The 24,676-nt window shown below is 67.5% G+C and carries 23 protein-coding genes and 1 pseudogene; 11 read left to right on the forward strand and 13 right to left on the reverse strand.

Translation table 11 applies throughout. The features are described from left to right. Positions 1–77: 77 nt before the first annotated feature. The 7 genes and pseudogenes from QP166_RS15415 to rph all read right to left on the reverse strand — a co-directional run bounded on the left by QP166_RS15415 (position 78) and on the right by rph (position 7,077). Positions 78–1,145, reverse strand: coding sequence for a c-type cytochrome (locus QP166_RS15415; RefSeq protein ID WP_333916704.1), 1,068 nt, complete (start codon positions 1,143–1,145; stop codon positions 78–80). After that, positions 1,142–1,807, reverse strand: coding sequence for a cytochrome c oxidase assembly protein (locus QP166_RS15420; RefSeq protein WP_333917360.1), 666 nt, complete (start codon positions 1,805–1,807; stop codon positions 1,142–1,144). Before QP166_RS15420 ends, QP166_RS15415 begins: the two co-directional genes overlap by 4 nt. Further along, entirely contained in the window at positions 1,807–2,214 is a 408-nt protein-coding gene (locus QP166_RS15425; protein WP_333916705.1) for a hypothetical protein, read from the reverse strand. Before QP166_RS15425 ends, QP166_RS15420 begins: the two co-directional genes overlap by 1 nt. Further along, positions 2,211–4,735: pseudogene (locus QP166_RS15430) on the reverse strand (cbb3-type cytochrome c oxidase subunit I). Before QP166_RS15430 ends, QP166_RS15425 begins: the two are co-directional and overlap by 4 nt. Then, the gene (coxB, locus tag QP166_RS15435) at positions 4,732–5,646 is read right to left on the reverse strand and encodes a cytochrome c oxidase subunit II (RefSeq protein WP_333917361.1); all 915 of its coding nucleotides are present in this window, start codon (positions 5,644–5,646) and stop codon (positions 4,732–4,734) included. Before coxB ends, QP166_RS15430 begins: the two are co-directional and overlap by 4 nt. 94 nt (positions 5,647–5,740) lie before the next feature. Further along, positions 5,741–6,367 carry an RdgB/HAM1 family non-canonical purine NTP pyrophosphatase gene (gene rdgB / locus QP166_RS15440; protein ID WP_333916706.1) on the reverse strand — a complete coding sequence of 209 codons (627 nt, stop codon included), beginning with the start codon at positions 6,365–6,367 and terminating at the stop codon, positions 5,741–5,743. Next, positions 6,364–7,077, reverse strand: coding sequence for a ribonuclease PH (gene rph / locus QP166_RS15445; protein ID WP_333916707.1), 714 nt, complete (start codon positions 7,075–7,077; stop codon positions 6,364–6,366). Before rph ends, rdgB begins: the two co-directional genes overlap by 4 nt. A gap of 78 nt (positions 7,078–7,155) precedes the next feature. Between rph and QP166_RS15450 the strand changes: the two genes are divergently transcribed. Next, entirely contained in the window at positions 7,156–7,653 is a 498-nt protein-coding gene (locus QP166_RS15450; protein ID WP_333916708.1) for a DUF6438 domain-containing protein, read from the forward strand. A gap of 390 nt (positions 7,654–8,043) precedes the next feature. On the opposite strand, the gene QP166_RS15455 is transcribed toward QP166_RS15450, so the two are convergent. Beyond that, complete coding sequence (locus QP166_RS15455; protein ID WP_333916709.1) at positions 8,044–8,394, reverse strand: STAS/SEC14 domain-containing protein; 351 nt, start codon at positions 8,392–8,394, stop codon at positions 8,044–8,046. A gap of 117 nt (positions 8,395–8,511) precedes the next feature. Here QP166_RS15455 and hrcA point away from each other — a divergent pair, with 117 nt between their 5' ends. After that, positions 8,512–9,537: a heat-inducible transcriptional repressor HrcA gene (gene hrcA / locus QP166_RS15460; protein ID WP_443027255.1), complete on the forward strand. Its 1,026-nt coding sequence runs from the start codon at positions 8,512–8,514 to the stop codon at positions 9,535–9,537. Between the two features lie 35 nt (positions 9,538–9,572). Further along, positions 9,573–10,124: a nucleotide exchange factor GrpE gene (gene grpE / locus QP166_RS15465; RefSeq protein ID WP_333916711.1), complete on the forward strand. Its 552-nt coding sequence runs from the start codon at positions 9,573–9,575 to the stop codon at positions 10,122–10,124. A 203-nt stretch (positions 10,125–10,327) separates the two neighbouring features. Here the strand turns inward: grpE and QP166_RS15470 are convergent, their stop codons facing one another. Then, positions 10,328–11,656 carry an MFS transporter gene (locus QP166_RS15470; RefSeq protein WP_333916712.1) on the reverse strand — a complete coding sequence of 443 codons (1,329 nt, stop codon included), beginning with the start codon at positions 11,654–11,656 and terminating at the stop codon, positions 10,328–10,330. A 115-nt stretch (positions 11,657–11,771) separates the two neighbouring features. Between QP166_RS15470 and cyoA the strand changes: the two genes are divergently transcribed. From cyoA to QP166_RS15505, 7 genes are all read left to right on the forward strand, one after another. After that, entirely contained in the window at positions 11,772–12,917 is a 1,146-nt protein-coding gene (gene cyoA / locus QP166_RS15475; protein ID WP_333916713.1) for a ubiquinol oxidase subunit II, read from the forward strand. 7 nt (positions 12,918–12,924) lie between these two features. Beyond that, a complete protein-coding gene (cyoB, locus tag QP166_RS15480) occupies positions 12,925–14,931 on the forward strand; it encodes a cytochrome o ubiquinol oxidase subunit I (RefSeq protein ID WP_333916714.1) in 2,007 nt (668 codons plus the stop codon). A 5-nt stretch (positions 14,932–14,936) separates the two neighbouring features. Beyond that, positions 14,937–15,569: a cytochrome o ubiquinol oxidase subunit III gene (gene cyoC / locus QP166_RS15485; protein WP_333916715.1), complete on the forward strand. Its 633-nt coding sequence runs from the start codon at positions 14,937–14,939 to the stop codon at positions 15,567–15,569. After that, complete coding sequence (gene cyoD, locus QP166_RS15490) at positions 15,569–15,991, forward strand: cytochrome o ubiquinol oxidase subunit IV (protein ID WP_333916716.1); 423 nt, start codon at positions 15,569–15,571, stop codon at positions 15,989–15,991. Before cyoC ends, cyoD begins: the two co-directional genes overlap by 1 nt. Continuing rightward, a complete protein-coding gene (locus QP166_RS15495) occupies positions 15,991–16,683 on the forward strand; it encodes an SURF1 family protein (RefSeq protein WP_333916717.1) in 693 nt (230 codons plus the stop codon). Before cyoD ends, QP166_RS15495 begins: the two co-directional genes overlap by 1 nt. A gap of 507 nt (positions 16,684–17,190) precedes the next feature. Beyond that, complete coding sequence (locus tag QP166_RS15500; RefSeq protein WP_333916718.1) at positions 17,191–18,489, forward strand: ATP-binding protein; 1,299 nt, start codon at positions 17,191–17,193, stop codon at positions 18,487–18,489. Continuing rightward, positions 18,486–19,016: a response regulator transcription factor gene (locus QP166_RS15505; RefSeq protein ID WP_333916719.1), complete on the forward strand. Its 531-nt coding sequence runs from the start codon at positions 18,486–18,488 to the stop codon at positions 19,014–19,016. The genes QP166_RS15500 and QP166_RS15505 overlap by 4 nt, the downstream gene beginning before the upstream one ends. Before the next feature lie 3 nt (positions 19,017–19,019). On the opposite strand, the gene QP166_RS15510 is transcribed toward QP166_RS15505, so the two are convergent. The 4 genes from QP166_RS15510 to QP166_RS15525 form a co-directional block, all read right to left on the reverse strand. After that, on the reverse strand, positions 19,020–19,763 hold the full coding sequence (locus QP166_RS15510) for a glutaredoxin family protein (RefSeq protein ID WP_333916720.1): 744 nt from the start codon (positions 19,761–19,763) through the stop codon (positions 19,020–19,022). 20 nt (positions 19,764–19,783) lie between these two features. Beyond that, entirely contained in the window at positions 19,784–20,788 is a 1,005-nt protein-coding gene (locus tag QP166_RS15515; RefSeq protein WP_333916721.1) for a glycosyltransferase family 4 protein, read from the reverse strand. Between the two features lie 119 nt (positions 20,789–20,907). Then, entirely contained in the window at positions 20,908–22,485 is a 1,578-nt protein-coding gene (locus QP166_RS15520; protein WP_333916722.1) for an alpha-amylase family glycosyl hydrolase, read from the reverse strand. A gap of 337 nt (positions 22,486–22,822) precedes the next feature. Then, complete coding sequence (locus tag QP166_RS15525) at positions 22,823–23,374, reverse strand: CAP domain-containing protein (RefSeq protein ID WP_333916723.1); 552 nt, start codon at positions 23,372–23,374, stop codon at positions 22,823–22,825. Positions 23,375–23,478: 104 nt separating this feature from the next. Here QP166_RS15525 and hemW point away from each other — a divergent pair, with 104 nt between their 5' ends. Next, complete coding sequence (hemW, locus tag QP166_RS15530) at positions 23,479–24,669, forward strand: radical SAM family heme chaperone HemW (RefSeq protein WP_333917362.1); 1,191 nt, start codon at positions 23,479–23,481, stop codon at positions 24,667–24,669. Positions 24,670–24,676 lie beyond the last annotated feature (7 nt).

Consider the following 24,676-nt stretch of genomic DNA (forward strand, 5'->3'; position numbering starts at 1 on the left):
TTCACCGTCGCCTCCCCTGCCGGTTGCCGTTCGCGCGGTGGGTTCTGGACCAAAGCGCGCAGCTTAGCGACCCGTAATCAGCGCGCCTCGCCCGCCAGATAGCGTGCGAGCGGGTCGATCAGCTCTTCGGGGATGCGCCGCGCGATGACGGGCATCACGTTCTGCGGCAGGCGCGCGTCGATCTCCTTGCCGTCGCCCTTCCAGTAACGCAGTCGCGCGGCGATGTAATCGGCGCGCTGCCCGACCAGCAACGGCTGCGGCTTGCCCGCGCCGTGGCAGCTTGCGCACGCCGGCAATTGCCGCGCCGGCAGACCGCGCTCGACGATCACCCGCGCGCGCGGATCGTCGCGCGGAACGGCATCCGCGCGCAGGCCCGGCAGCGCCGCGAAATGCGCCGCCAGCTCTTGCCGCTCCTCGGCGGTCAGGGTAGCGGCGGCATTCGCCATGACCGCGCTCGCGCGTCGCCCGTCGGCATAGGCGGCCAGCGCCGCCGCCAGATAGCGCGGATGCTGCCCGCCGAGGATCGGGATATCCGGCTGCCCGCGCCCGCGTCCGTCCGCACCATGGCAGGCGACGCATCCCGCGAGCATGTTGCTGCCCAACGCGCGGACGTCGGCGGTGCCCGCCCCCTGCGCCTGCCCGCTCAGGGTGCGATATTGCGCTGGCGTCATCCCCGGCAGGCGGCGGACGAACGCCACCATGCGGCGGATCTCGTCATCGCGCTTCGCCCCGGCCCACGCCGGCATCCCCGAATATTTCACGCCGTGCCGCAGAATGTAGAACAGCTGCCCGTCGGTCCATTGCCGCGCGTTGATCGCCAGATCGGGCGCGGGCGGCATCGCCTTCTGCATCACCGGCGAGGGCCGCTGTCCCGGCGCGCCATGGCAACTGGCGCAGGCGGCGGCGAAATGCCCCGCGGCGCTCACCAGCCCGCCGTCGGTCGCGATCGGATCCTTGGGCGAGTCGAAGAAGCTGTGCGTCTTGACCGAGTTGCGCATCGTCCAATGCAGGAACCATTCGGTCACCGCCCAATGCCCCGACGACGCGGCGATGTTGAACACGCCCGACCAGGCGAAGAGCAACCCGGCCAGCACGATCCCGAGCAACCCGGCGACCACGCGCTTCCATGTCAGCCGGATCGTCATGCCGCCGCGCGCTCCCTCAACATCGTGCCGAGCAACGCCAGCCCGCCCAGACAATAAGCCGCTCCGCCGACCACCAGCATCACCACGCCGCCCAACTGTTGGTCGGCGAGCGGCGACAATCCCGGCGCAGGATGCATCGCCATCATCGCGTAGAGCGGTCGCGGCGCGAGCCCGATCAGCGCGCCCAGCAGTGTCATGTGCATCGACGTCAGTAACAACGCCGCCACCCCGCCCGCCGGATGCGCGATCGCCGCCCGCCACAGCCCGACCCCGACGACTAGGAACATCGCCTGCTCGATCAGCGCGATGGCGACATGACCATCGGCCAACGCGCGTAGCGCGGGCGCGTGCCACGCCCAGACCACGACGAACTCGACGGTCGCCCACGCCAACGGGCTGCTGGCCCCGACAAGACCGTCATTCCCGCGCAGGCGGGAATCCAGACGCGCGGGTCCATCGAAAGAAACGCAACCGTCAGAGGTTCTGGATTCCCGCCTGCGCGGGAATGACGGTGCGAGAGGGTGCCACTGCACGGCCCACGCCAGCACCGGCGCCGCCACCGCCACCGCAACCATATGCGCCGCCATATGCCCGCTCATCCCCAGCCCGACGAACCCGAGCCACGTCGCCGCCACCGCGAACACGATCCCCAGCGCCATCATCACCGGCAATCCGTCAGCATCAGCGCTGGCACCGCGGTGAAGATCACCGCCACGAAACTCAGCCCCGCCAGCAACAGCGTGGACATCGCGAGGAATCGCAGCCGGTCGATGTCGGTCCCCTGATCGTGCGGCGCCGGGTCGCCGGAGCTATGCGTTTGCACCCACGCGATCCAGCCGGAGGCCAGGATAATCGCCTCCGCCACCAGCGTCCCGATCACGAACGCCGTGGTGAACCGCGGAAACGCCCCCAGCTTGGCACAACTCACGGCAACCCACAGATAGCAGAACAGGAAGTGCACCGCCCACACGCTCGGCGGGACGATCAACGTCCACAACGTGACGCGCAGCTCGCGCAGCCGGTGCCGGAAGCCGCGCCGCTCGGGGCCGTGAGGCGCCTCGTTCTTCATGCCGCCCCCGGAAACAGGCCGATCGTGGCGTAGGTAACGAGCGCGGTCAGCGCCATGAAATGCTGATAGACCGTGATGTTGCGGATATCGGCGTCATACTTCGGCGTCATCTTCCCCGCCAGGCTGCGCGCCAGCGTGTAGAGCTGCATGATCGCCCCCACGCCCGCGTGCGCCGTGGTCCAAATCACCAGAGTCCAGACGATCGCCGGATAGACGTGCAGCTTCGGCGCGAGCCCCGAGAGCCACGGTCCGGCCAGCCCTGCGCCGATCGCCGCCAGCGACGCGACCGCGCCCAGCGCCAGCAACCCACGCGCCATTCCGACGGCACCGCGCTTGTTCGTCTCGCGCGCCGCAATCGTCATCAGCCACGCCGCCAGCGACACCGCCAGCGCCACCATCGGCCAGAACGCCCCCGGCCCGTCGAGCCCCGCGCCGCTCGGCGGGAAGTCCTCATGCCGCGTCCAGAAGAAGAAGTAACCGAACACCAGCCCCGAAAAAGCGGTCGCGTCCGCCATCATTGTGATGAACATCGCCCACCATCCGCTCGCCGAAACGCCCGAGATATAGAGCGGCAGTTCGATGCCGTGCCCGATCGGCTTGCTGTCCTTCTCCGGGATTTCGGCGGTGCCGGTCCACAGCCACAGCAGCACCATCCCCAGCGTCACCACCGCACCCACCAGCGCAGCCCAATAAAGATGATAGGTGGTCAGGATGAACACGCTGCCCAGCGCGATCGCGGTCAGCATCGGCTTGATGCTAGGCCCGCCTAACCGCACCACCTGCACCGGCCGCGCGTCGAGCACGCTGGTGATGATCGTCTCGCGGCGGCCTTCCTCGGCGTCGGGCAGGAAGAAGCGACCCTCGTCGACCTTCTTCACGAAATCCTTCTGGTCCCAGATCGGATAGCGGCTTTCGATCAGCGGAACCGAGCGGATGCCCCAGTCCTCGTCGTCGGGATGCGCGAGCCATTCGAGCGTCCCCGCGTCCCATGGATTGCGCCGGCTCTTTTCACGCCTTGGGCTGAGCGCCAGATCGACACACACGATCGCCACGCCCGCCGCGAACACCCACGACCCGATCGTCGAGGCGAGGTTGAGTCCGCCGATTCCCAGCTCGGCAGGATAGGTGAACACCCGCCGCGGCATCCCGAGCAACCCGGAAAAATGCATCGGGAAAAGGTCAGGTTCGCGCCCGCGAACAGGAACCAAAAGGCCGTGCGCCCCATCCGGTCGGACAGCTTCTTGCCGGTGATCAGCGGCCAATAATAATAGAGGCCGCCGAACAACGGAATCAGCGTCCCGCCGATCAGCACGTAATGCAAATGCGCGACGATGAAATAGGTGTCGTGCGCCTGCCAGTCGAACGGCGCGATCGCCACCATCACGCCAGTCAGCCCGCCGATCACGAAGATCGCGAGCGACCCCGTCACGTACAACAGCGGCGTCGACCACACGACGCGCCCCGCCCACATGGTCGCGATGAACGCGAAGATCTGGATACCGGTCGGGATCGCCACCGCCTCGGACGCTGCGGAGAAGAACGCGAGGCTGATCTTGGGCAGCCCGGTCGTGAACATATGGTGGACCCACAGCCCGAAGCTGAGGAACGCCGTCCCGACCGCCGCGAGCACGATCCACGGGTAACCGAGCAGATGCCGCCGCGCGAAGGTCGGAACGATCATCGCGAACAGCGCGATCGACGGTAGGAAGACGATATAGACTTCGGGGTGGCCGAAGATCCAGAACAGGTGCTGCCACAGGATCGGGTCGCCACCCTTGGCCTGATCGAAGAACGGCCAGCCGAGCAGCCGCTCCATCTCGAACAGCACGTCGCCCGCGATCAGCGGCGGGAAGGCGAACAGGATCATCACCGCCACGACCAGAATGTACCAGGCGTACAGTGGCATCAGATTCAGCCGCATTCCTGGCGGCCGGCACTTAAGCACCCCGACGATCAACTCGACCGCGGCCGCCACCGACGACACCTCGATAAAGCTGAGCCCCAGCATCCAGATGTCGGCGCCCAGCCCGCTCAGGTCGGTGCGGGTGGTGAACGGCGGGTACATGAACCAGCCGCCATCGGGCGCGACGTTGAAGAAGATCGAGCCGGAGACGAACACGCCCCCGATCAGGAAGCTCCAGTAACCGAACGCCGACAGCCGCGGGAACGGCAGGTCGCGCGCGCCCAGCAATTGCGGCAGCAGGATGATCGAGACCGCCTCGAACATCGGCACCGCGAACAGGAACATCATCATCGACCCGTGCAGCGTGAACAGCTGGTTGAAGGTCGCGGGCGAGACGAGGTCGTTTTCGGGAACGGCGAGCTGCGCGCGCATGATCATCGCCAGCACGCCGGCGAACAGCATGAAGCCGAACGCGGTCAGCGTGTACCAGACGCCGACCTGGTTGTTGTTGGTGTCGGTCCAGCGGAAGAACCAGCCCGTCGGCGGCTTCCACACCTCACGCAGCCGCTCTTCCTGCGCGGCGCGAAGCGCGGGATCGTCCTGTGCATGGAGGCTCATTGCAACTGCTCCAGCCAGCGCGCGATCGTCGCGGCATCCTCATGCGTCATCTGCGGATAGGCGGGCATCCGCGCGCCCGGCTTCACCGTCGGCGCCTCGCGGATGAAGCGCACCAGATTGTCGTGGGTCAGCTTCTGCATCCCCGCGCCCAGCGAAGCGCGCGCGCCGAGGTGCGTCAGGTTCGGCCCGATCGCCGCGTCCGACAGGCCCGCGACCGTGTGGCAGCCACCGCAGCCGTTCGCCGTGAACAGCCGCGCGCCGTCACCACCGACCGGCACGGGCGTGCGTCGCGCCGCCAGCCACGCGTCGAACGCGGCCGGCTCCATCGCCACCACATCGAACGCCATCAGCGCATGGCTCAACCCGCAGAATTCGGCGCATTGCCCGCGAAACCGCCCGGCGCGCGTGGCGTGGACGACCAGCTTGTTCGTCCGCCCCGGCACCATGTCGAGCTTCCCCGCCAGCCCCGGCACCCAGAAACTGTGCAGAACGTCGCCGGCTTCGAGCAGCAGCTCGACATTGCGGCCGACCGGCACGCGCAGCTCGTTCGAATCGTCGATCGCCGCTTGCCCGGCCGGCTGGTAGCGGACCCGCCACCAGAATTGCTCGCCGACGACGGTGATCCGCAGGTCGTCGGGCTTGACCGCGATCGGCCGCATCGCGGGCAGCGTGGCGATCAGCAACGTCAGCAGCACCACGGTCGGGATGATTCCGCCCGCCCACAGCACCAGCCGCATCCCCTGCTGGTGCGTGATCGCGCCATCGCGGCTGCGTTGCGCGACGAACATCAGCGTGCCGACCGCCACCGCGATCACCACCGCGCCCAGCACCATCCAGCCGGTCAGCCCGGCCAGCCACGCCGCCTCGGTGCCGAAAGTCGCGAATGCGGATTGTCGTCCGGAACTGAAAATCGTCGTGCCTCACCCCTATTCGTGGATTAAGGGCCGGGACGGACGCTTTGTTCCTTTGTAACGGTAACGTTATGTTGCCACGGTGGCGTAGCGCTCAGAAGACCGCCGCGACCATTTGCCGGAACGCGTCGCCGCGATGGCTGATCTCGTTCTTCGCCGGCTCGTCCATCTCGCCGAACGTGATGTCATGCCCGACCGGCTGGAAAACCGGATCATAGCCATGGCCCTTGTCGCCGCGCGGTGGCCAGACGAGCGTGCCGTCGACGCGCCCCTCGAACCATTCGACATGCCCGTCGGGCCACGCCAGCGCCAAGGCGCAGACGAAATGCGCGTCGCGCGGCGCGTCGGGCGTTTCGGCGAGCTTGTCCTCGACCAGCCGCATCGCATGCACGAAGTCCTTCTCCGGCCCGCCCCAGCGTGCCGAGAAGATGCCGGGATCGCCGCCCAGCGCATCGACGCACAAGCCGCTGTCGTCGGCGAGCGCGGGCAGCCCCGACAGGTCCGCCGCCGCGCGCGCCTTCAACTCGGCGTTCATCACGAAGGTGGTGCCGGTCTCCTCCGGCTCGGGCAGGTCGAGCGCCCCCGCCGAGACGACGTCGAGCCCGCGGCCCTCCAGCAATGCCGCGATCTCGCGCACCTTGCCGGCGTTATGGCTGGCGATCACCAGCTTGCCGGGCTGGAGCTTGCGGATCGCCTGCGGCTCCTTGCCCTCCCCGCTCATGCGACCGCGCGCGCCTGTGCGGCGAAGATCTCGTTGCAGCCGATCCGCGAGAGGCGCAGCAGACGCAGCAGCGCTTCCTCGTCATAGGTGGCGTGCTCGGCGGTCGCCTGCGCCTCGGCGATGTGACCGTTTTCGAGCAGCACGAAATTGGCGTCGGCGTCGGCGTTCGAATCCTCGTCGTAATCGAGGTCGAGCACCGGATTGCCCTGATAGATGCCGCACGACACCGCCGCGATCTTCTGCTTGATCGGGTCGGCGGTCAGCTTGCCCGACGCGAGCAGCCCGTCGACCGCCAGCCGCAGTGCGACCCACGCGCCCGAGATCGACGCGGTGCGCGTGCCGCCATCGGCCTGGATCACGTCGCAGTCGAGCGTGATCTGCCGTTCGCCGAGCAACGTCATGTCGGTGACCGCGCGCAACGACCGCCCGATCAGCCGCTGGATTTCCTGCGTACGGCCCGATTGCTTGCCCTTAGCGGCCTCGCGGCTGCCGCGCGTGTGCGTGGCGCGCGGGAGCATCCCGTATTCGGCCGTTACCCAGCCCTGCCCCTTGCCGCGCAGGAACGGCGGCACGCGCTCTTCGACCGAGGCGGTGACCAGCACCTTGGTATCGCCGAAGCCGATCAGCACCGAACCTTCGGCGTGGCGGGTGAAGCGCGGCTCGATCGTGATCGGGCGCATCTGGTCGGGGGTGCGGCCGCTGGGGCGCATTCAACTCTCCTCAAGGTCGGATCGCCCACGCCCTAGCGGGGTTGGTGCGACGGCGCCAGCGGCTAACAGGAGGATGCGATGCGGGTAATGATGGCGATGCTGGTGCTGGTGGCGGGCTGCACCCCCGTCGAGCTGCGGTCGCCCCCGGCGGCGGGCGCACCGATGCCGATCGAGGGCGACTCGATCAGTTATGCCACGGGACCGTGCTACGGCACCTGCCCGGTCTATCGCGTGACGATCCATCCCGACGGCACCGGCACGTTCGAGGGCGAGCGCTTCACCGCCGTGACGGGCAGCCGCGACTTCCGCGCGACGCCTGACACCTACCGCCGCTTCGCCGCCGCGCTCGAACCCTATCGCGCGGACGGGGAGCGGCGCGTCGAGATGGGCTCGCCCGATTGCGGCCCCGCACCGACCGACATGCCGAGCGTCGACGTCAATTGGGCGATGGCCAGCGGTGGGGCCGGGCATCTGCATTTCTATTACGGATGCCGGACCGGCAATGCCGCGATGGCACAGGCGCTGAAGGACGCGCCGTCGATCCTGCCGATCGCGGAGTTCATCGGGAAGCGCTGACGGCGGTCAAGCCAGCACCCCACGATCGTCATCCCCGCGAAGCACGACCGTCATCCCCGCGAAGGCGGGGATCCAGACGCGCAGGTCCGTCGATAGAAGCGCGACGTCCGAGGTTCTGGATCCCCGTCTGAGCGGGGATGACGGAAAAGGAACGGCCTGCCACAAGCGCCGTCGCCCCGCGCAAACGTCAGAGATACTGGAGCCCCGCCTTCGCAGGAACGACGGAAGGGGACCGGCCCTCCACAAACGCCGTCGCCCCTGCGCAGGCAGGGGCCCATGGCTCTAAAGTGTCGCGAGCGGCCAATCACGGCGACCACGGCATCTGTGTCAGCCCGAACGCCCGAACGAAGTCGCGATAAACCTCTGCCCACGCAAGGACGACGGCGCGGATTACTCCACCACCCACCCCCTCGCCACGGCGGCGTCATCGAACAAGCGCAAATACGATTGCGTCATCACCCGCCGCACCTGCCCGCGCAGCACCGCCCCGACCGCCACGATCGCGATCCGGCTGGCCTTGGGAAACGGCCCCATATGCTGAGCCAGCGCCGCCAGCGTCTCCTGCGATTGCGGGCCACATGCGCTCATGTCGATCAGCAACCGGTATCCGGGCCGGAAGCCCTCCACCAGAAAGCGCCGCATCACATCTCGGGTGTAGGTCACCACCTCGTCGGGCGTGAAGATCCGGTGCCAGCGGATCGCCAGCAGGTGCGCGTCATGGTCGAATGAGACGTCGTACATCGTTGATCTTCCCCGATCTTCGCCTTGCCTGCCGCTGGTTGCGGAAAGATGAAGGCGCGGGAGGTTGAGCCGCGCGGCGCAGGCGCATACATCGGACCCGTGAGTGGTTCGCTGCCCATCTCCGAGCTGACCGATCGCGCCCGCGACATTTTCCGGCGCGTCGTCGACGGCTATCTGGAGAGCGGGCAGCCGGTCGGGTCGCGGACGCTCGCACAGGCCGGGCTCAACCTGTCGCCGGCCTCGATCCGCGGCGTGCTCGCGCAGCTGGAGATGGCCGGGCTGCTCACCGCGCCGCACACGTCGGCGGGGCGGATGCCGACCGAGCGCGGGCTTCGGCTGTTCGTCGACGGGATGATGCAGGCGCATGAGCCGAGTGACGAGGAACGCCAGCAGATCGAGGCGCGTGCCGGCACCGGCGGCCCAGTCGAGGAAGCGCTGGCCGCCACGACCGCCGCGCTGTCCGGCCTGTCGGCCTGCGCCGGACTGGTGATGGTTCCGAAGCGCGAGGCCGTGTTGCGCTCGATCGGCTTTGTCCCGCTCGGCCCGGTGCAGGCACTGGCGGTGCTGGTCGGTGAGGATGGCGCGGTCGAGAATCGCGTCATCGATGTGCCGGCAGGTGTCGCGCCGGGCGCGCTGGTCGAGGCGGGCAATTTCATGACCGCGACCCTTGCCGGGCTGACGCTGGGCGAAGCGCGCGCGCGCCTGGAGCGCGAGCTGTCGCAAGGACGCTCGGCACTGGACGCCGCGGCGCGCGCGCTGGTCGAGCGCGGGCTTGCGGTGTGGAGCGAAGACGGCGCACGCCGCCCGGTGCTGATCGTGCGCGGCCATGGGCGGCTGCTCGACGATGCGGCGACTGCCGACCTGGAACGGGTGCGCGCGCTGCTCGACGATCTCGACGGCAAGCAGGAAGTCGCCGCGCTGCTCGACTCGGCACGCGCTGGCGATGCGACCCGCATCTTCATCGGCGCGGAGAACAAATTGTTCACGCTCAGTGGCTCGTCGGTGATCGCGAAACCGTTCCGCGGACGCGACGGGCGCGTGGTCGGTGTGGTGGGCGTGATCGGGCCGACGCGGTTGAACTACGCGCGCGTCGTGCCCATGGTGGATTTCACGGCCGCGACGCTTACCCGGTTGCTCGGGTGAGGCGCGGCTTTCCGACGTAGAAGAACAGGACGGATATGACCGACAACGCTACCCCCGCCGACGACCTGCGCGACACCACCGCCGAGGCCGCTCCCGAGGTCGCGGAACACGATACCACGACCGCCCGCATCGCGGAGCTGGAGGAGCAACTGGCCACCGCGCGGCAGGAGACGCTCTATGCGCAGGCCGATATCCAGAACGTCCGCCGCCGCGCCGAAAAGGACGCTGCCGACGCACGCGCCTATGCCGCGACCGGCTTCGCGCGCGACGTGCTGTCGGTCGCCGACAACCTCGAGCGCGCGCTCGCCGCAATCCCGGCAAGCCTCCGCGAGGACGAGAAGTTCAAGGGGCTGGTCACTGGGCTGGAAGCGACCGGCCGCGAACTGGCCAACGTCTTCGGTCGCCACGGGCTGACCAAGATCGAGGCGATGGGCCAGCCGCTCGACCCGAACAAGCATCAGGCGATGGTCGAGATGCCGAGCGATCAGCCGGCGGGGACGGTCGTGCAGGAAATGCAGTCGGGCTGGATGATCAAGGACCGCCTGCTCCGCCCCGCGCTGGTCGGCGTGGCGAAGAAGCCGGACTGACGAGCCCCGCCACCAACTCCTCCGTCATTCCCGCGGAGGCGGGAATCCAGAACCTCTGACGTGGCGCCTCTATCGAAAGACCCGCGCGTCTGGATCCCCGCCTTCGCGGGGATGACGAAGCGGGCAAGGGCACGGGCAAACAAAAAGGGCGAGCCGCGGTCTCCACCGCGCCCGCCCTTTTTCGTGGCCGAAACCGCCGCGCCTCAATCGAGTCGGCGCGCCAGCTCCACGTTCAGCCCCAGCGCGATCAGCGTGCCGAGCGCACCCGACAGCAGATAGCCGCCCGCCGCGACCAGCCCGAACGCCTGTGTCAGCGCGAGCGCCGCCAGTGGCGCGAAGCCTGCGCCGAACAGCCATGCCAGGTCCGACGTCAGCGCCGCACCGGTGTAGCGCGCGCGCTTCGGGAAGTTGCTGGTCACCGCGCCCGACGACTGGCCGAACGAGATGCCGAGCAGCAGGAATCCCATCACCATGAACAGGATCTCGCCCGCGCGTCCGCCGCCGAGCAGCTGCGGCGCGAAACCGCTGAACGCCGCGATACCGGCCGCGGTATAGCCGAGCACGCTGCGGCGGCCGATCCGGTCGGCAAGCAACCCCGACAACACGATCGCGCCCAACCCGACCACGCCGCCCAGCACCTCGATCATCAGGAAGGTCGAGATGTCCTCGCGGGTGTAGAGCGCCACCCACGACAGCGGGAACACGGTCACCATGTGGAACAGCGCGAAGCTCGCCAGCGGCGCGAACGCGCCGATGATGATGTTGCGCCACTGTGCCTTGACGGTGGCGGTGACGCGCGACGGGGTCAGCTCGCGGGTATGGAACAGCTCGCTATATTCGGGCGTGACGACGATCCGCAGCCGCGCGAACAAGGCCACGACGTTGAGCGCGAAGGCGACGAAGAACGGATAGCGCCAGCCCCAGGAGATGAAGTCCTCGGCCGGCAACACCGACAGGAAGAAGGCGAACAACGCGCTCGCCACGATCAGCCCGAGCGGCGCGCCGAGCTGCGGGACCATCGCCCACCAGCCGCGCTTCTTCTCCGGCGCATTGAGCGCGAGCAGCGACGGCAACCCGTCCCATGCACCGCCCAAGGCGATCCCCTGCCCGACGCGGAACAGCGCCAGCAACGCCGCCGACCAGCTGCCGATCGTGGCATAGCCGGGCAGGAAGGCGACCAGCACGGTCGAGGTGCCGAGCAGGAAGAGAGCGATCGTCAGCTTGGTGCCGCGGCCGTAGCGGCGGTCGAGCTTCATGAAGATCTGCGTCCCGATCGGCCGTGCGATGAACGCCAGCGGGAATAGCGCGAACGACCAGAGGGTGGCCGCGATCGGCTGCATGTACGGGAAGACCACCGCCGGAAAGACGAGCACCGAGGCGATGGCATAGACGAAGAAGTCGAAGAATTCCGACGTGCGCCCGATAATGACGCCGATCGCGATTTCACCGGGGCGCACATCGTGATCCCCTTTGCTATGAAGGGCGCGAGCATCCTGCTCTAGCGATGTGGACGAAGCGGTGGCCATATTCATTCCCGATCGATCGGACGGACGGTTTCCGGCGGAGCCCTACCCTAAACCATTCGCCGCGTGGATGGGACAAAATGTCCTATTCCGCTGCGCCGCAGCAAAGCCTAGCTCGCGCGGCATGACCCGTCGCCCCGCCCCCCGTCGTTTCACCCGACCAGCGTCCGGCCGAACGCCTTTCGTCCGTCACCTTGCTGCGGCGGCCGCGCTGGCCCTGCTCGGCGGGTGCAACACCGTCGTGATGCGTCCCGCCGGTGATGTTGCGGTGCAGGAATCCAATTTGATCGTGTGGTCGGTCGTGCTGATGCTGCTGATCATCGTGCCGGTCATGGCGCTGGTGGTGGTCTTCGCGTGGCGGTATCGCGAGTCGAACACCGAGGCGAGCTACGAGCCCGACTGGGATCACTCGACCGGGCTCGAGCTGGTGATCTGGTCCGCGCCGCTGCTCATCATCATCGCGCTCGGCGCGCTGACCTGGGTCGGCACGCACACGCTCGACCCGTATCGGCCGCTCGCGCGCACCGCGCCGGGCAAACCGGTGGCGGCGAACGTCAAGCCGCTGGAGGTGCAGGTCGTCGCGCTCGACTGGAAGTGGCTGTTCATCTACCCCGAACAGGGCGTCGCGACGGTCAACGAGCTGGTCGTGCCGGTCGATCGCCCGGTCAAGTTCACGATGACCTCGTCGAGCGTGATGAACGCTTTGTGGGTGCCGGCGATGGCGGGCATGATCTACACGATGCCGGGGATGGAGACGGTGCTGCACGGCGTGCTGAACCGCACCGGCAAGTTCGAGGGCCGTTCGGGCAATTATTCCGGCGCCGGCTTCTCGCACATGACCTTCTGGACGCATTCGGTCAGCCCGGCGCGCTTCGACGACTGGGTCGCGGGCGTGAAGCGCAACCGCTGGCAGCTCGACAATGCCGCCTATCTCAAGCTTTCGAAGCCGAGCGAGAAGGTTCGTCCGATCGGCTTCGGCACGGTCGACCCGGCCTTGTTCAAGCGCATCGTCGCGATGTGCACGAAGCCGGGCACCAGCTGCATGGAAAACATGTCGCATGCCGGCCCGGCGGTGAACGATCGACCGCAGCGCACCGACGAGCCGGAAGGCGCGCTGACCCGCGATCCGTCGCAAAAGGGCGACAGCCCGCACTCGACCGCGCCGCAGGGTTCGGCGCCGGGCTCGACCGATCCGGGGGCGGGGAACCGCGACATGACCAAGCTCGAAATTCCCGCGCTGCCGCGCGCCAACGCCTCCAAGGAGGCTTGAGGACATTATGTCGGACGACCTCATCAAGACGATCTTCGGGCGGCTGACGCTCGAGAGCTTTCCGATCCACGAGCCGATCCTGGTCGGGACCTTCATCATGGTCGCGATCGGCGGCGCCGCGGTGCTGGGTGCGCTGACCTATTTCAAGCTGTGGGGCTATCTCTGGAAGGAGTGGTTCACCAGCGTCGATCACAAGAAGATCGGCATCATGTACATCGTGCTGGCGCTGATCATGTTCCTGCGCGGCTTTGCGGACGCGTTGATGATGCGCGCGCAGCAGGCGGTGGCGTTCAACGGCAGCGAGGGCTTCCTGCCCGCGCACCATTATGACCAGGTCTTCACCGCACACGGCGTCATCATGATCTTCTTCGTGGCGATGCCGTTCGTCACGGGGCTCATGAACTATGTCGTCCCGCTCCAGATCGGTGCGCGCGACGTCAGCTTCCCGTTCCTGAACAATTTCAGCTTCTGGATGACGGTCAGCGGCGCGGTCACGGTGATGATGAGCCTGTTCGTCGGTGAGTTCGCGCGGACCGGCTGGCTGGCGATGGCACCTTTGTCGGGGCTCGATTACTCGCCCGATGTCGGCGTCGACTATTATATCTGGGCGCTGCAGATCGCCGGCGTCGGCACGCTGTTGTCCGGCGTCAACCTGCTGGCGACGATCATCAAGATGCGCGCGCCGGGCATGAGCCTGATGCAGATGCCGATCTTCACCTGGTCGGCGCTGGTCACCAACGTCCTGATCGTCGCGGCCTTCCCGGTGCTCACCGCGGTGCTGGCGATGCTCAGCCTCGACCGCTACGTCGGCACCAACTTCTTCACGAACACCGGCGGGGGCAATCCGATGATGTACGTGAACATGATCTGGATCTGGGGCCACCCGGAGGTGTACATCCTGATCCTGCCGGCGTTCGGCGTGTTCTCGGAAGTCGTCTCGACCTTCTCGGGCAAGCGGCTGTTCGGTTATACGTCGATGGTCTACGCGCTGATCGTCATCTGCATCCTGTCGTATCTGGTGTGGCTGCACCACTTCTTCACGATGGGCTCGGGCGCCAGCGTCAACAGCTTCTTCGGCATCACGACGATGATCATTTCGATCCCGACGGGCGCGAAGATCTTCAACTGGCTGTTCACGATGTATCGTGGGCGGATCCGCTTCGAACTGCCGATGATGTGGGCGATCGCCTTCATGCTGACCTTCGTGGTCGGCGGCATGACCGGCGTCATGCTCGCGGTCCCGCCGGCCGACTTCCAGTTCCACAACTCGCTGTTCCTGATCGCGCACTTCCACAACGTCATCATCGGCGGCGTGCTGTTCGGGATGTTCGCGGGCGTGAATTACTGGTGGCCCAAGGCCTTCGGGTTCAAGCTCGACAAGTTCTGGGGCACGATCAGCTTCTGGTGCTGGGTCGTCGGCTTCTGGGTCGCGTTCACCCCGCTCTACGTGCTGGGGCTGATGGGCGTTACCCGCCGCCTGCGCGCCTTCGAAGACCCGTCGCTCCAGATCTGGTTCGTGATCGCCGCGATCGGCGCGCTGATCATCGCCGCCGGGATCGGTGCCATGCTGATGCAATTCTACGTCAGCATTCGCGACCGCAACAGCGAGCGCCTGCGCGACTTCACGGGCGATCCGTGGAACGGCCGCACGCTGGAATGGGCGACCTCGTCGCCGCCGCCGGCCTATAATTTCGCCTTCTCGCCGGTCGTCCACGATCTGGACGCCTGGCACGACATGAAGTCGAAGAAGGCCGAGCGTCCGACCAGCGGCTTCCGCGCGATCCACATGCCCAAGAACACCGGCGCCGGCGTCATCCTGGCCGGGCTGTCGACGGTCTTCGGCGTGGCGATGATCTGGTACATCTGGTGGCTGGCGACGGTGGCGTTCGTCGCGCTGATCGCGACCGCGATCGGGCACACCTTCAACTATGACCGCGACTTCCACATTCCCGCCGAGGATGTCGTCAACAGCGAGGATGCGCGCACCCGCGCGCTCCAGCAGGCGGGGGTGTGAGCACGATGAGCACGACGACGCAGACCGCCCCGGGCACCGCGGCCCCGTCCTATTACGATCTGGACGAGCACGAGCATCCGCCCGGCGCCAGCACGATGCTGGGCTTCTGGCTGTACCTGATGAGCGACTGCCTCATCTTCGCGATGCTGTTCGCGGCCTATGGCGTATACGGCGGCAGCTATGCCGGCGGGCCGGGGCCGAAGGAGCTGTTCGAACTGCCGCTGGTGGCGGTGAACACGACCGCGCTGCTGCTGTCGTCGATCACCTATGGCTTCGCGATGATCAACGCCGACGCGCAGAACAAGGCCGCGACCTTGCGCTGGCTGGCCATCACCGGCGTGTTCGGCGCGGCGTTCCTGTCGATCGAGCTGTATGAATTCAGCAACCTGATCCACGAAGGCGCAGGCCCGTGGCGCTCGGCGTTCCTGTCGTCGTTCTTCACGCTGGTCGGCACGCACGGGCTGCACGTCACCTTCGGCATCATCTGGCTGGTGACGCTGATGGTGCAGGTCGCGCGCCGCGGGCTGGAGCCGGCCAATGTCCGCCGTCTGCAGTGCCTGTCGCTGTTCTGGCACTTCCTCGACGTCATCTGGATCGGCGTCTTCACCTTCGTCTATCTGCTGGGAGTGCTCCGCTGATGAGCGCCGATACGCACGGCCACGGCCACGATTCCGCGCATGGCCATGGGCAGGGCCACCATGACGCGCACGATCATCACGGCGGCGCGCCGCACGGTTCGCGCCGCGAATATTGGATCGGCTTCATCCTCTCGGTGCTGCTGACCGCGCCGGCCTTCGGGCTGGTGATGAGCGGGGTCATCTCCGATCCGCGGATCACCGCCGGGATCGTGATGGCGCTGGCGATGGTGCAGATCGTGGTCCACATGATCTACTTCCTGCACATGAACACCAAGTCCGAGAACGGCTGGACGATGCTGGCGCTGATCTTCACCGCGATCATCGTGCTGATCGTGATCTCCGGCTCCCTGTGGGTCATGTACCACATGAACCTCAACATGATGCCGGGCATGGGCGGAGAGATGTCGAGCGGCGGCATGTGATGCGCGGACGCTGGGCCCTTGCCGGCGTCGCGCTGCTGCTCGCGGCGATGCTGGCGGGGCTCGGCGTGTGGCAGGTCGAACGGCGCGCGTGGAAGCTCGCGCTGATCGACCGGGTCGAGGCGCGGCTCGCCGCTCCGGCCCAACCGGCCCCGCCCCGCGCCCGCTGGGCGACGATCACCGACGACGACGCCTATGCCCCCATCACCGCCACCGGCACCTGGCGCGCCGCGCCACCGGTGTTCACCCAGGCCGTCACCGATTTCGGCGCGGGTTACTGGGTCCTCTCCCCGCTCGATACCGCGGGCGGCACGATCCTCGTCAACCGCGGCTTCGTTCCGACTGGCGATCGCAAGGCGATCACCGCGCCGAGCGGCCCGGCGCGCATCACCGGCCTGCTGCGCGTCACCGAGCCCGACGGCGGCTTCCTCCGCGATAACGATCCTGCCGACGACCGCTGGTATTCGCGCGACACGGCCGCCATCGCTCGCGCGCGCCGGCTGGGCCAGGTCGCGCCCTATTTCATCGACGCCGAGGCGCTACCCGGCACGCAATGGCCGCGCGGGGGCCTGACGGTGGTGCGCTTCCGCAACAACCATCTCGTCTATGCGCTGACATGGTTCACGCTGGCGGTGATGATGGCATTCGCTGCATGGCGGATCGCACGCGGGCGCGAGCGGACGGAGGCCGCCTGAAGCCCCGGCAACAGCACGCGCCTGTGATCGGGCAGTGGCGACGATGACGCGATTTGTTCAGCTCAGAACGTCGACGAGGCGGCAGGGAAGTCCTGAATGTCGATCCGGCCTCGATGAGGCCAACGTTCGTCATTGCGAGCAAAGCGAAGCAATCCAGAGCCGGACCAGGACGCCCTGGATTGCTTCGCTTCGCTCGCAATGACGACCACGGTGCGGCACGATGTCATCGCGCTCCAAATCTTGATCCATCGAAGCTGAAACGCTTCCCCGGCGAAAGCCGGGGCCCAGTTGGGGGACGCTGATGATGCCCGCTGCGCTTCATTTCACTGACCTTCCCACCTGCCCCCGGCTTTCGCCGGGGTGACGACGGGAAAAGGCTCAAGGCGGATGACAGTGGGCTAAGCGGTCGCCGCAATCTGCTCCCGCTGTCCCCGTCACCGATCCTTCTCAAACCCCGCCCTCACCTTGGCATAGCGCACCCCACCCGATCCGCCGTATAGGCCCGGCATGCCCGCATCTGACATCATCGCCGGGACCGGGCTGCGCGAGGACGCCGGGCGGCGCAACGTGCGACTGTTATCGATCCTGCGCTGGCTGGCGGTGGGCGGGCAGCTCGCGACCATCCTGTTCGTCCACTTCGTCGTCGGCGTGCACCTGCCGCTGGTGCCGATGCTCGGCGCGGTCGCCGTGCTCGTCGCGCTCAACCTCGCCATTGCGCAGATCGTCGGGCGGCGGCCGATCACTTATGGTGCGTTGTTCGCGACGCTGCTGGTCGACGTCGCTTGCCTGACGACACAGCTCTATCTCAGCGGTGGCGTCACCAACCCGTTCGTCACGCTGTTCCTGCTCCAGGTCGTGATCGCCGCACTGCTGCTGCGCGATCATGCGAGCTGGGCGATGGTCGCGCTCAGCAGCGCCTTGTTCGCGTGGCTCGCGCACGCCGCGCCGCCGTTCGCCTTGCCGCGCGGCTGGGCCTCGACGCTGTCGACGCCCTATATCGCCGGCAGCTGGTTCAATTTTACGCTCACCGCCACCTTGCTCGCGCTGTTCGTGACGCGGATCGTCCGCAACGTCTCCGAACATGACGCGCGGCTTGCCGCCTTGCGCCAGCGCGCCGCGGAGGAAGAACATATCGTCCGCATGGGGTTGCTCGCCAGCGGCGCGGCGCACGAACTCGGCACGCCCTTGTCGTCGATCGCGGTGATGCTGGGCGACTGGCGGCGCGAACCTGCGATCGCCGACTCTCCCGCGCTGCTCGCCGACCTCGACGACATGCGTACCGAGGTAACCCGCTGCAAGGACATCCTCAGCCAGGTGCTGCTCGCCTCGGGCGAAGTGCGCGGAATGGGGCCGGTCCGCACCACGCTCAAGACCTTCCTGTCGGGGATCGTCGGTGATTGGCGCGGCAAGACGCAGGTCGCCGCCGCCTACGAACATCTGATGACCGGCGACCCGCGGATCGTCGCCGACAAGGCGCTGGCGCAGACGATCACCAACCTGCTCGACAATGCGCTGGAGGCGGGCGGGCGCACGATCGCGCTATGCGCGTGGTGGGACGGCGACCGGCTGGTGCTCTCGGTCCGCGACGATGGGCGCGGGTTCGCGCCCGCGATCCTCGACGGGCTCGGCAAGCCTTATATGAGCACCAAGACGCGACGCGGCGCGGGGCTGGGATTGTTCCTGGCGGTCAATGTGTTGCGCACGCTCGGCGGCACCGTGTCGGCGCGCAATCGCGACGGTGGCGGCGGCGAGGTGACGCTGACGCTGCCGATCGCGGCGATCTCGATCCCGGAGGAAGGCGCATGAGCGAGCGGCGGCTGCTGATCGTCGAGGATGACGAAGTGTTCGCGCGCACGCTGGCACGCTCGTTCGAGCGGCGCGGCTATCAGGTGCGCGCGATCACCGATCCCGACGATCTCGACGCGGCGGTGGATGCGCTGCAGCCGGATCATGCGGTGGTCGACCTGCGGCTCGGCAACGCCTCCGGGCTGACCTGCGTCGCGCGGCTCCATGCGCGCGACGCGCAGATGCGGATCGTGGTGCTGACCGGCTTCGCCAGCATCGCCACCGCGGTCGAGGCGGTGAAGCTGGGCGCGACCAACTATTTGTCGAAGCCGGCCAATTCCGACGATATCGAGGCGGCGTTCCAGGCCGGCGGTGAAGGCGATGCCAGCGTCGAACTCGTCGCGCCCCCAACCTCGCTGCGCACGCTCGAATGGGAGCATATCCACCAGACGCTCGCGGATTGCGGGTTCAACGTGTCGGAAGCCGCGCGGCGGCTCGGGATGCACCGCCGCACGCTCGCGCGAAAGCTCGGCAAGCGCCATTTGTGACGGCTAGGACGCCGCCATCCACACCGCCATCGCGATCATCATCACATTCTCGGTCAGCGACACGAACCCCAGCGGCACCCGCGTCGCGCCGCCGACGCACGCGCATTTCAGCTCGCGCCGGTCGATATAGACGGCCTTGACCACCGACACCGCGCCGACGGTCCCGATGAACAGCGCGACCGGCACCGACAGCCAGTCCGCGACGTGCGCGGTCATCAACACCCCCGCCAGCCCCTCCGCGAACGGATAGACATAGCCGTAGCGCACCCAGCGCTTCGCCAGCAGGTCGTAGTTGAGGAACATCGTCGAGAACGTCTCGACATCCTGCAACTTCAGCAATGCCAGCATGCACATGCTGAACGAGATGAACCACTCCCCCGCGCGAAGCGTCAGCGGCGTGCCGAACGCCGCCATGCTCGCGGCCAGCGCCATCAGCGCGGCCATCGCGAACACCGCCAGCACCGGGCGGTAGCTCGTCTCGCCGGGCGCCGGCACGCGCACGCCGAAGAAGCGGCGCAGATCGTCATAGCCGCCGACCCGCTCGCCCGCGATGAACGTCTGCGGCGTCGTCTTCACGCCGTGCTCGGCCTTGAAGGCGTCGGTTTCCTCGCGGGTCCGCAGCCAATGGTCGTCCACCGCATAGCCGCGCCGCCGCAACAGGTCCCTGGCCTTCACACCATAAGGGCAGGTGTGCGTCGGCATCACCATCCGGTACAGCGTAGCGCGCTTCTCGGTCGTCGGGGTCATGCGATCAAAGATAGGCGCGATCAGCCGAGAATGCGCCGGTAGAGCGCGATATAATCGTCCGCCATCCGCGCGACGCTGAACCGCTCGGCCACCGCACGACGGCAGGCGGCACGGTCGATCTCGCCCGCGCGCTCGATCGCCGCCACCGCTTCCGCTGGCGTGTCGACCAGAAAGCCGGTGACGCCGTCCGCGATCAGTTCGGGCATCGAGCCGCGGCGGGTCGCGATCACCGGCGTCCCGCACGCCATCGCCTCGATCACCGACAAGCCGAACGGCTCGTCGAAGTTGATGAGGTGGAGCAGCGCCCGCGCCTTGCCGAGCGCCGCCACCCGCGCTTCGCCGCCGACCGCGCCGTGATAGCGGATGCGTTCATCCAGCGCGGGTGCGACCGCGCGGTCGTGATAGCCCTGGTCCTGCACGATCCCATAGAGGTTCAGCGCCCGCCCCGTCGCCCGCGCCGCCGCGATCGCCTCGGCCGCGCCCTTGTCGGGATGGAGCCGCCCGAAGAACAACAGGTCGTCGCCGCCCACGGCATCGAAGCGGAAATCGTCGAGCGGAATGCCATGGTGGATCGTCGCGGCATAACGCAGCGCGGGGTGCCGATCGGCCTCGCTGATCGCGACATAGTGCACGCGGTCGTGGAACGGCGCGTACATCGGCAGGATGCGATCCGACGAGAAGCCGTGGATCGTCGTCACCACCGGCGTATCGACCAGCGGCGCGAAGGCATGTGCCGGGAAATCGGCCTGGTTGTGGATCAGGTCGAACCGCTCGGCCTGCGCGAACACATGGCTGAGGTGGCGATATTCCCAGACCTTCGCGTCGATGCTCGGGTCCTCGGAATAAGGCGCGGGCACCACGCCGTCGAGTGTCGCGCTGGTCAGGCTGTCCAGCGTCGCGAACAAGGTGACGTCGACTCCGCGCTCGACCAACGCCTCGGTCAGCAGATGCGTGACCAGCTCCCACGGCCCGTAGTGACGCGGCGGTGTCCGCCACGCGATCGGGGCGAGCATGGCGATCTTCATGCGTGATGTTCCTGTCATGCGTTCGTCGTTCCCCGGCGAACGCCGGGGTCCAGTTGGGTGACCGCATGGTATAGCACGAGCCACCCGCGACCGGCCTTCCGGCCGTCGCCGGGGTACGGTTACCCGAAGATCACGCCTTCGTCCGCCCGCAAATGATCGCTCGGACCGTCATGCAGCGTCGACACCAACATCTCGCCCCCGAACGGCAGCGGACGCGCCTCGCCCGTCAAGTTCAGCGCCACGCGCAGCACCTCGCCGCCCTGCCGCCGCTCATATGCCAGCATCCCGTCGGCCGCATCGAGCAACCGGAAGTCGCCGACCGACAATGCCGCCCGCTCCCGACGCAACGCCAGCAAGCGTCGGTACAGCGTCAGCATCGACCCGGCGTCCTGCTCCTGCGCGGCGACATTGCGCGTCGGCCAATCCGGATTGAGCGGCAGCCACGGCTCGACCGTCGAGAAGCCGGCGAAGGCCGAACCATCCCACGGCATCGGCGTTCGCGACCGGTCACGCCCGATTCCGATCCCCGGTTGGCGCAATTCCTGCGGGTCGCGCACGCGATCGGCCGGGATCTCGACCTGCCCGATCCCCAGCTCGTCGCCCTGATACAAGGTCGGCGTCCCGCGCAACGTCAGCAGCAGCATCGCCGCGACCCGCGCCTGCGCCTCGCCGACGCGCGCGGCGATCCGTGGCGCGTCATGGCTGCCGATCACCCAGTTCGGCCAGCCATGCGCCGGCAGGCTCGCTTCGTAGGCGGCGATCATCGTGCGCAGCGTCGCGGCGTCCCACGCATTCTCGATCAACTGGAAATTGAACGGCAGCTGCACCTGCGGCCGCTCGCGCGTGCCATACCAGCGCGCGTGGCGATCGTTGGGCAGGAAGATCTCGCCGATCAGCACGCGCCCCTGCCCCTTGGCGCCATAATCGTCGGCCAGCGCGCGCATCTCGGCGGCGATCGCATGCGCCTCGGGCTGGTCGGTCGAATGCTGCTGGATCAACCGGTCGCGTTCGGTGATCCCCGGCCGCCAATAAGGGTTCACCGGATTGTCGGGAAAGCCCTTCGCCTTGACGATATGCCACAGCACGTCGATCCGGAACCCGTCCACGCCGCGATCGAACCAGAAGCGCATCGCATCCAGCATCGCCGCCTTCAGCGCGGGGTTGCGCCAGTTGAGGTCGGGTTGCTGCTTCAGAAAGGCGTGCAGGTAATATTGCCCGCTCGCCGCGTCATATTCCCACGCCGACCCGCCGAAATCGCTGATCCAATTGTTGGGCGGTCCGCCGTCGGGCGCGGGATCGCGCCAGATGTACCAGTCGCGCTTCGAACTATCCCGGCCCGACCGGCTCTCCACGAACCACGGATGCTGGTCCGAACTGTGGTTGGGGACGAAATCGAGCAGCAGCTTGAGCCCGCGCGCATGCACTGCCGCCAGCAACCGGTCGAACGCCGCCAGATCGCCGAACAACGGCGCGACGCCGCAATAATCGGCAACGTCATAGCCGAAGTCGGCCATCGGCGAGGGAAAGATCGGCGACAGCCAGATCGCGTCGACGCCGAGCGATGCGACATGATCGAGCCGCCGCTCGATCCCGGCAAGGTCGCCGACGCCGTCCCCGTCGCTGTCCTGAAAGGAGCGCGGATAGATTTGGTAGACGGTGCCGCTTTCCCACCACGGGTGATCGTTTCGCTGGGTCATTGCGGGCGATAACCGCGCGGGCGGCATTGCGATCCAAACAAGTCGCGTGCGACCCGCCGCCTCACGGTCTCACGACCTGTGTCGCGTGTTCGAATGATCACCGCCGTATTCGTTCGCAGGCGGGGGTTGATCACCCGCTGCCAGCCACCGTTGCAGCGCCATGACCTGTCTCGAACAGGAGTCGTCATTGCGAGCGCAGCGAAGCAATGACGAACATGGGTCGGTTGCGTGCGATCATGATGCCGTAACAGGTCCGGCATGACGGTCGGGCTTTCGCAAGAGTGTCGTTCACGTGAGCGAAAGCATGCGTCGGCACGCCGTCAGCCTCGCCCCTGAACTAATACGGCCGCCGCCCGGCGATCTCACCCCCAGGATTGTAACGGCAAACCAGAAAATCCTCCGCTTCCCCGCTCTCCAGCGCGCATCCAAGCTCGGTGGTGTCGCGCCACACGATCTGGGCATAATGCGCCGCATCCTGCCAGCGGCCGGTGCGGCTGAAACGCGGGCTGGGACGGTTGCGGAAATGGCGGCGCTCGTCGATCCAGTACCGGACCATTTCACCGTAATCATATCCGCCACGCGTGCCCGCAAACAGGTTTTCCCCCTGCCGCGCGCCCGCCACGGATTGCTCGGCGTGGAACAGGCGACCGGCGCGCGCCAGTTCCTGCGCATGCTGGTCTGCCGCCGCCGCCAGCGTCGGGCTCCACGACAGCGGCGGCAGCCCCACCGCGCGGCGCGCGCGATTGTGCCCGTCGAGCATTGCGCGCTGGAGCAACGATCCGTCCCGCACCGCCGCCACACGCCGCGACCGCCACTCGACTCCGGCGCCAAAACCGGGCGCGGCGACGGTCAGGGCGAGCAGCAGCGTGACGAACCAGCGAACAAGCATCGCGCACCGATTGGCAAAAGACCGGCATAAACGGCAACATAGATTAGCGGCCCGAAATGGCGGCGGTGGCCTTTGCCGGGACGAACCGCCATATGCACGCGACCATGCACCTGATCGACCACGTTTCCCGCGATGCCGCTGCACGGGATCGCGCCGCGCGCGCCGCTGCACCGCTCGCGCTGTACATCCACTGGCCGTTCTGCGTGTCCAAATGCCCCTATTGCGACTTCAACAGCCATGTCCGCGCGACGGTCGACGAGGCGGAGTGGCATGAAGCCCTGCTCGCCGACCTTGCGCACGAAGCGGCGTTGCTGCCGGGCCGACGGCTGGGGTCGATCTTCTTCGGCGGCGGCACGCCCTCGCTGATGCCGCCCGCCACGGTCGCGGCGCTGATCGAGGCTGCGACGAAGGCATGGACGCCGGTCGGCGACGTAGAGATCACGCTGGAGGCGAACCCGTCCTCGGTCGAGGCGGCGCGCTTCGCCGATCTCGCCGCGGCGGGGGTCAATCGCGTCTCGCTCGGGCTACAGGCGCTCGACGACGAAGCGCTGCATTTCCTCGGCCGCGCACATGGCGTCGAAGAGGGGCTCGGGGCGCTCGACGTGGCGCAACGCCATTTCGCGCGCGTCAGCTTCGACCTGATCTACGCGCGCCCCGGTCAGCCGCTCGACGCATGGGATGCCGAGCTGGCGCGCGCGCTGTCGTTCGGCACCGAGCATCTGTCGCTCTATCAACTGACGATCGAGCCCGGCACGCGCTTCGCCACCGAGGCGGCGGCAGGGCGATTGACGATCCCCGATGGTGACAGTGCCGCCGACCTCTTCGAGCTGACCCGCGCACGCACCGCTGCGGCGGGGCTGCCCGCCTACGAAATCTCCAACCACGCCCGGCCGGGTGCGGAGAGCCGCCACAATCTCGCTTACTGGCGTTACCGTGATTACGCCGGGATCGGCCCCGGCGCACACGGGCGACGCGATCATCTCGCGACCTTCCGGCGCAAGAAGCCTGAGAACTGGCTCGCCGCCGTGGCGCGCAACGGTCACGGCCTGGAAAGCGAGGAACCGCTCGACGCGCCGACCCGCGTCAGCGAGGCGTTGCTGATGGGGCTACGGCTGCGCGAGGGCGTCGACGTGGCGGGGATCGCGGCGGCGGCCGGGATGCGTGTCGAGGACATCGTCGATCTCCCCGCGATCGCCGCGCTGCCCGAGCTGATCGTCCATGATGGCAATCGCCTGCGCGTCACCGAGGCGGGCATGATCCTGCTCGACGCGATCCTGCCGAAGGTGGTGCGGTAGCCGTTAG

Source organism: Sphingomonas sp. LR60, assembly GCF_036855935.1.
In the GTDB taxonomy this organism is placed as follows: Bacteria; Pseudomonadota; Alphaproteobacteria; order Sphingomonadales; family Sphingomonadaceae; genus Sphingomonas.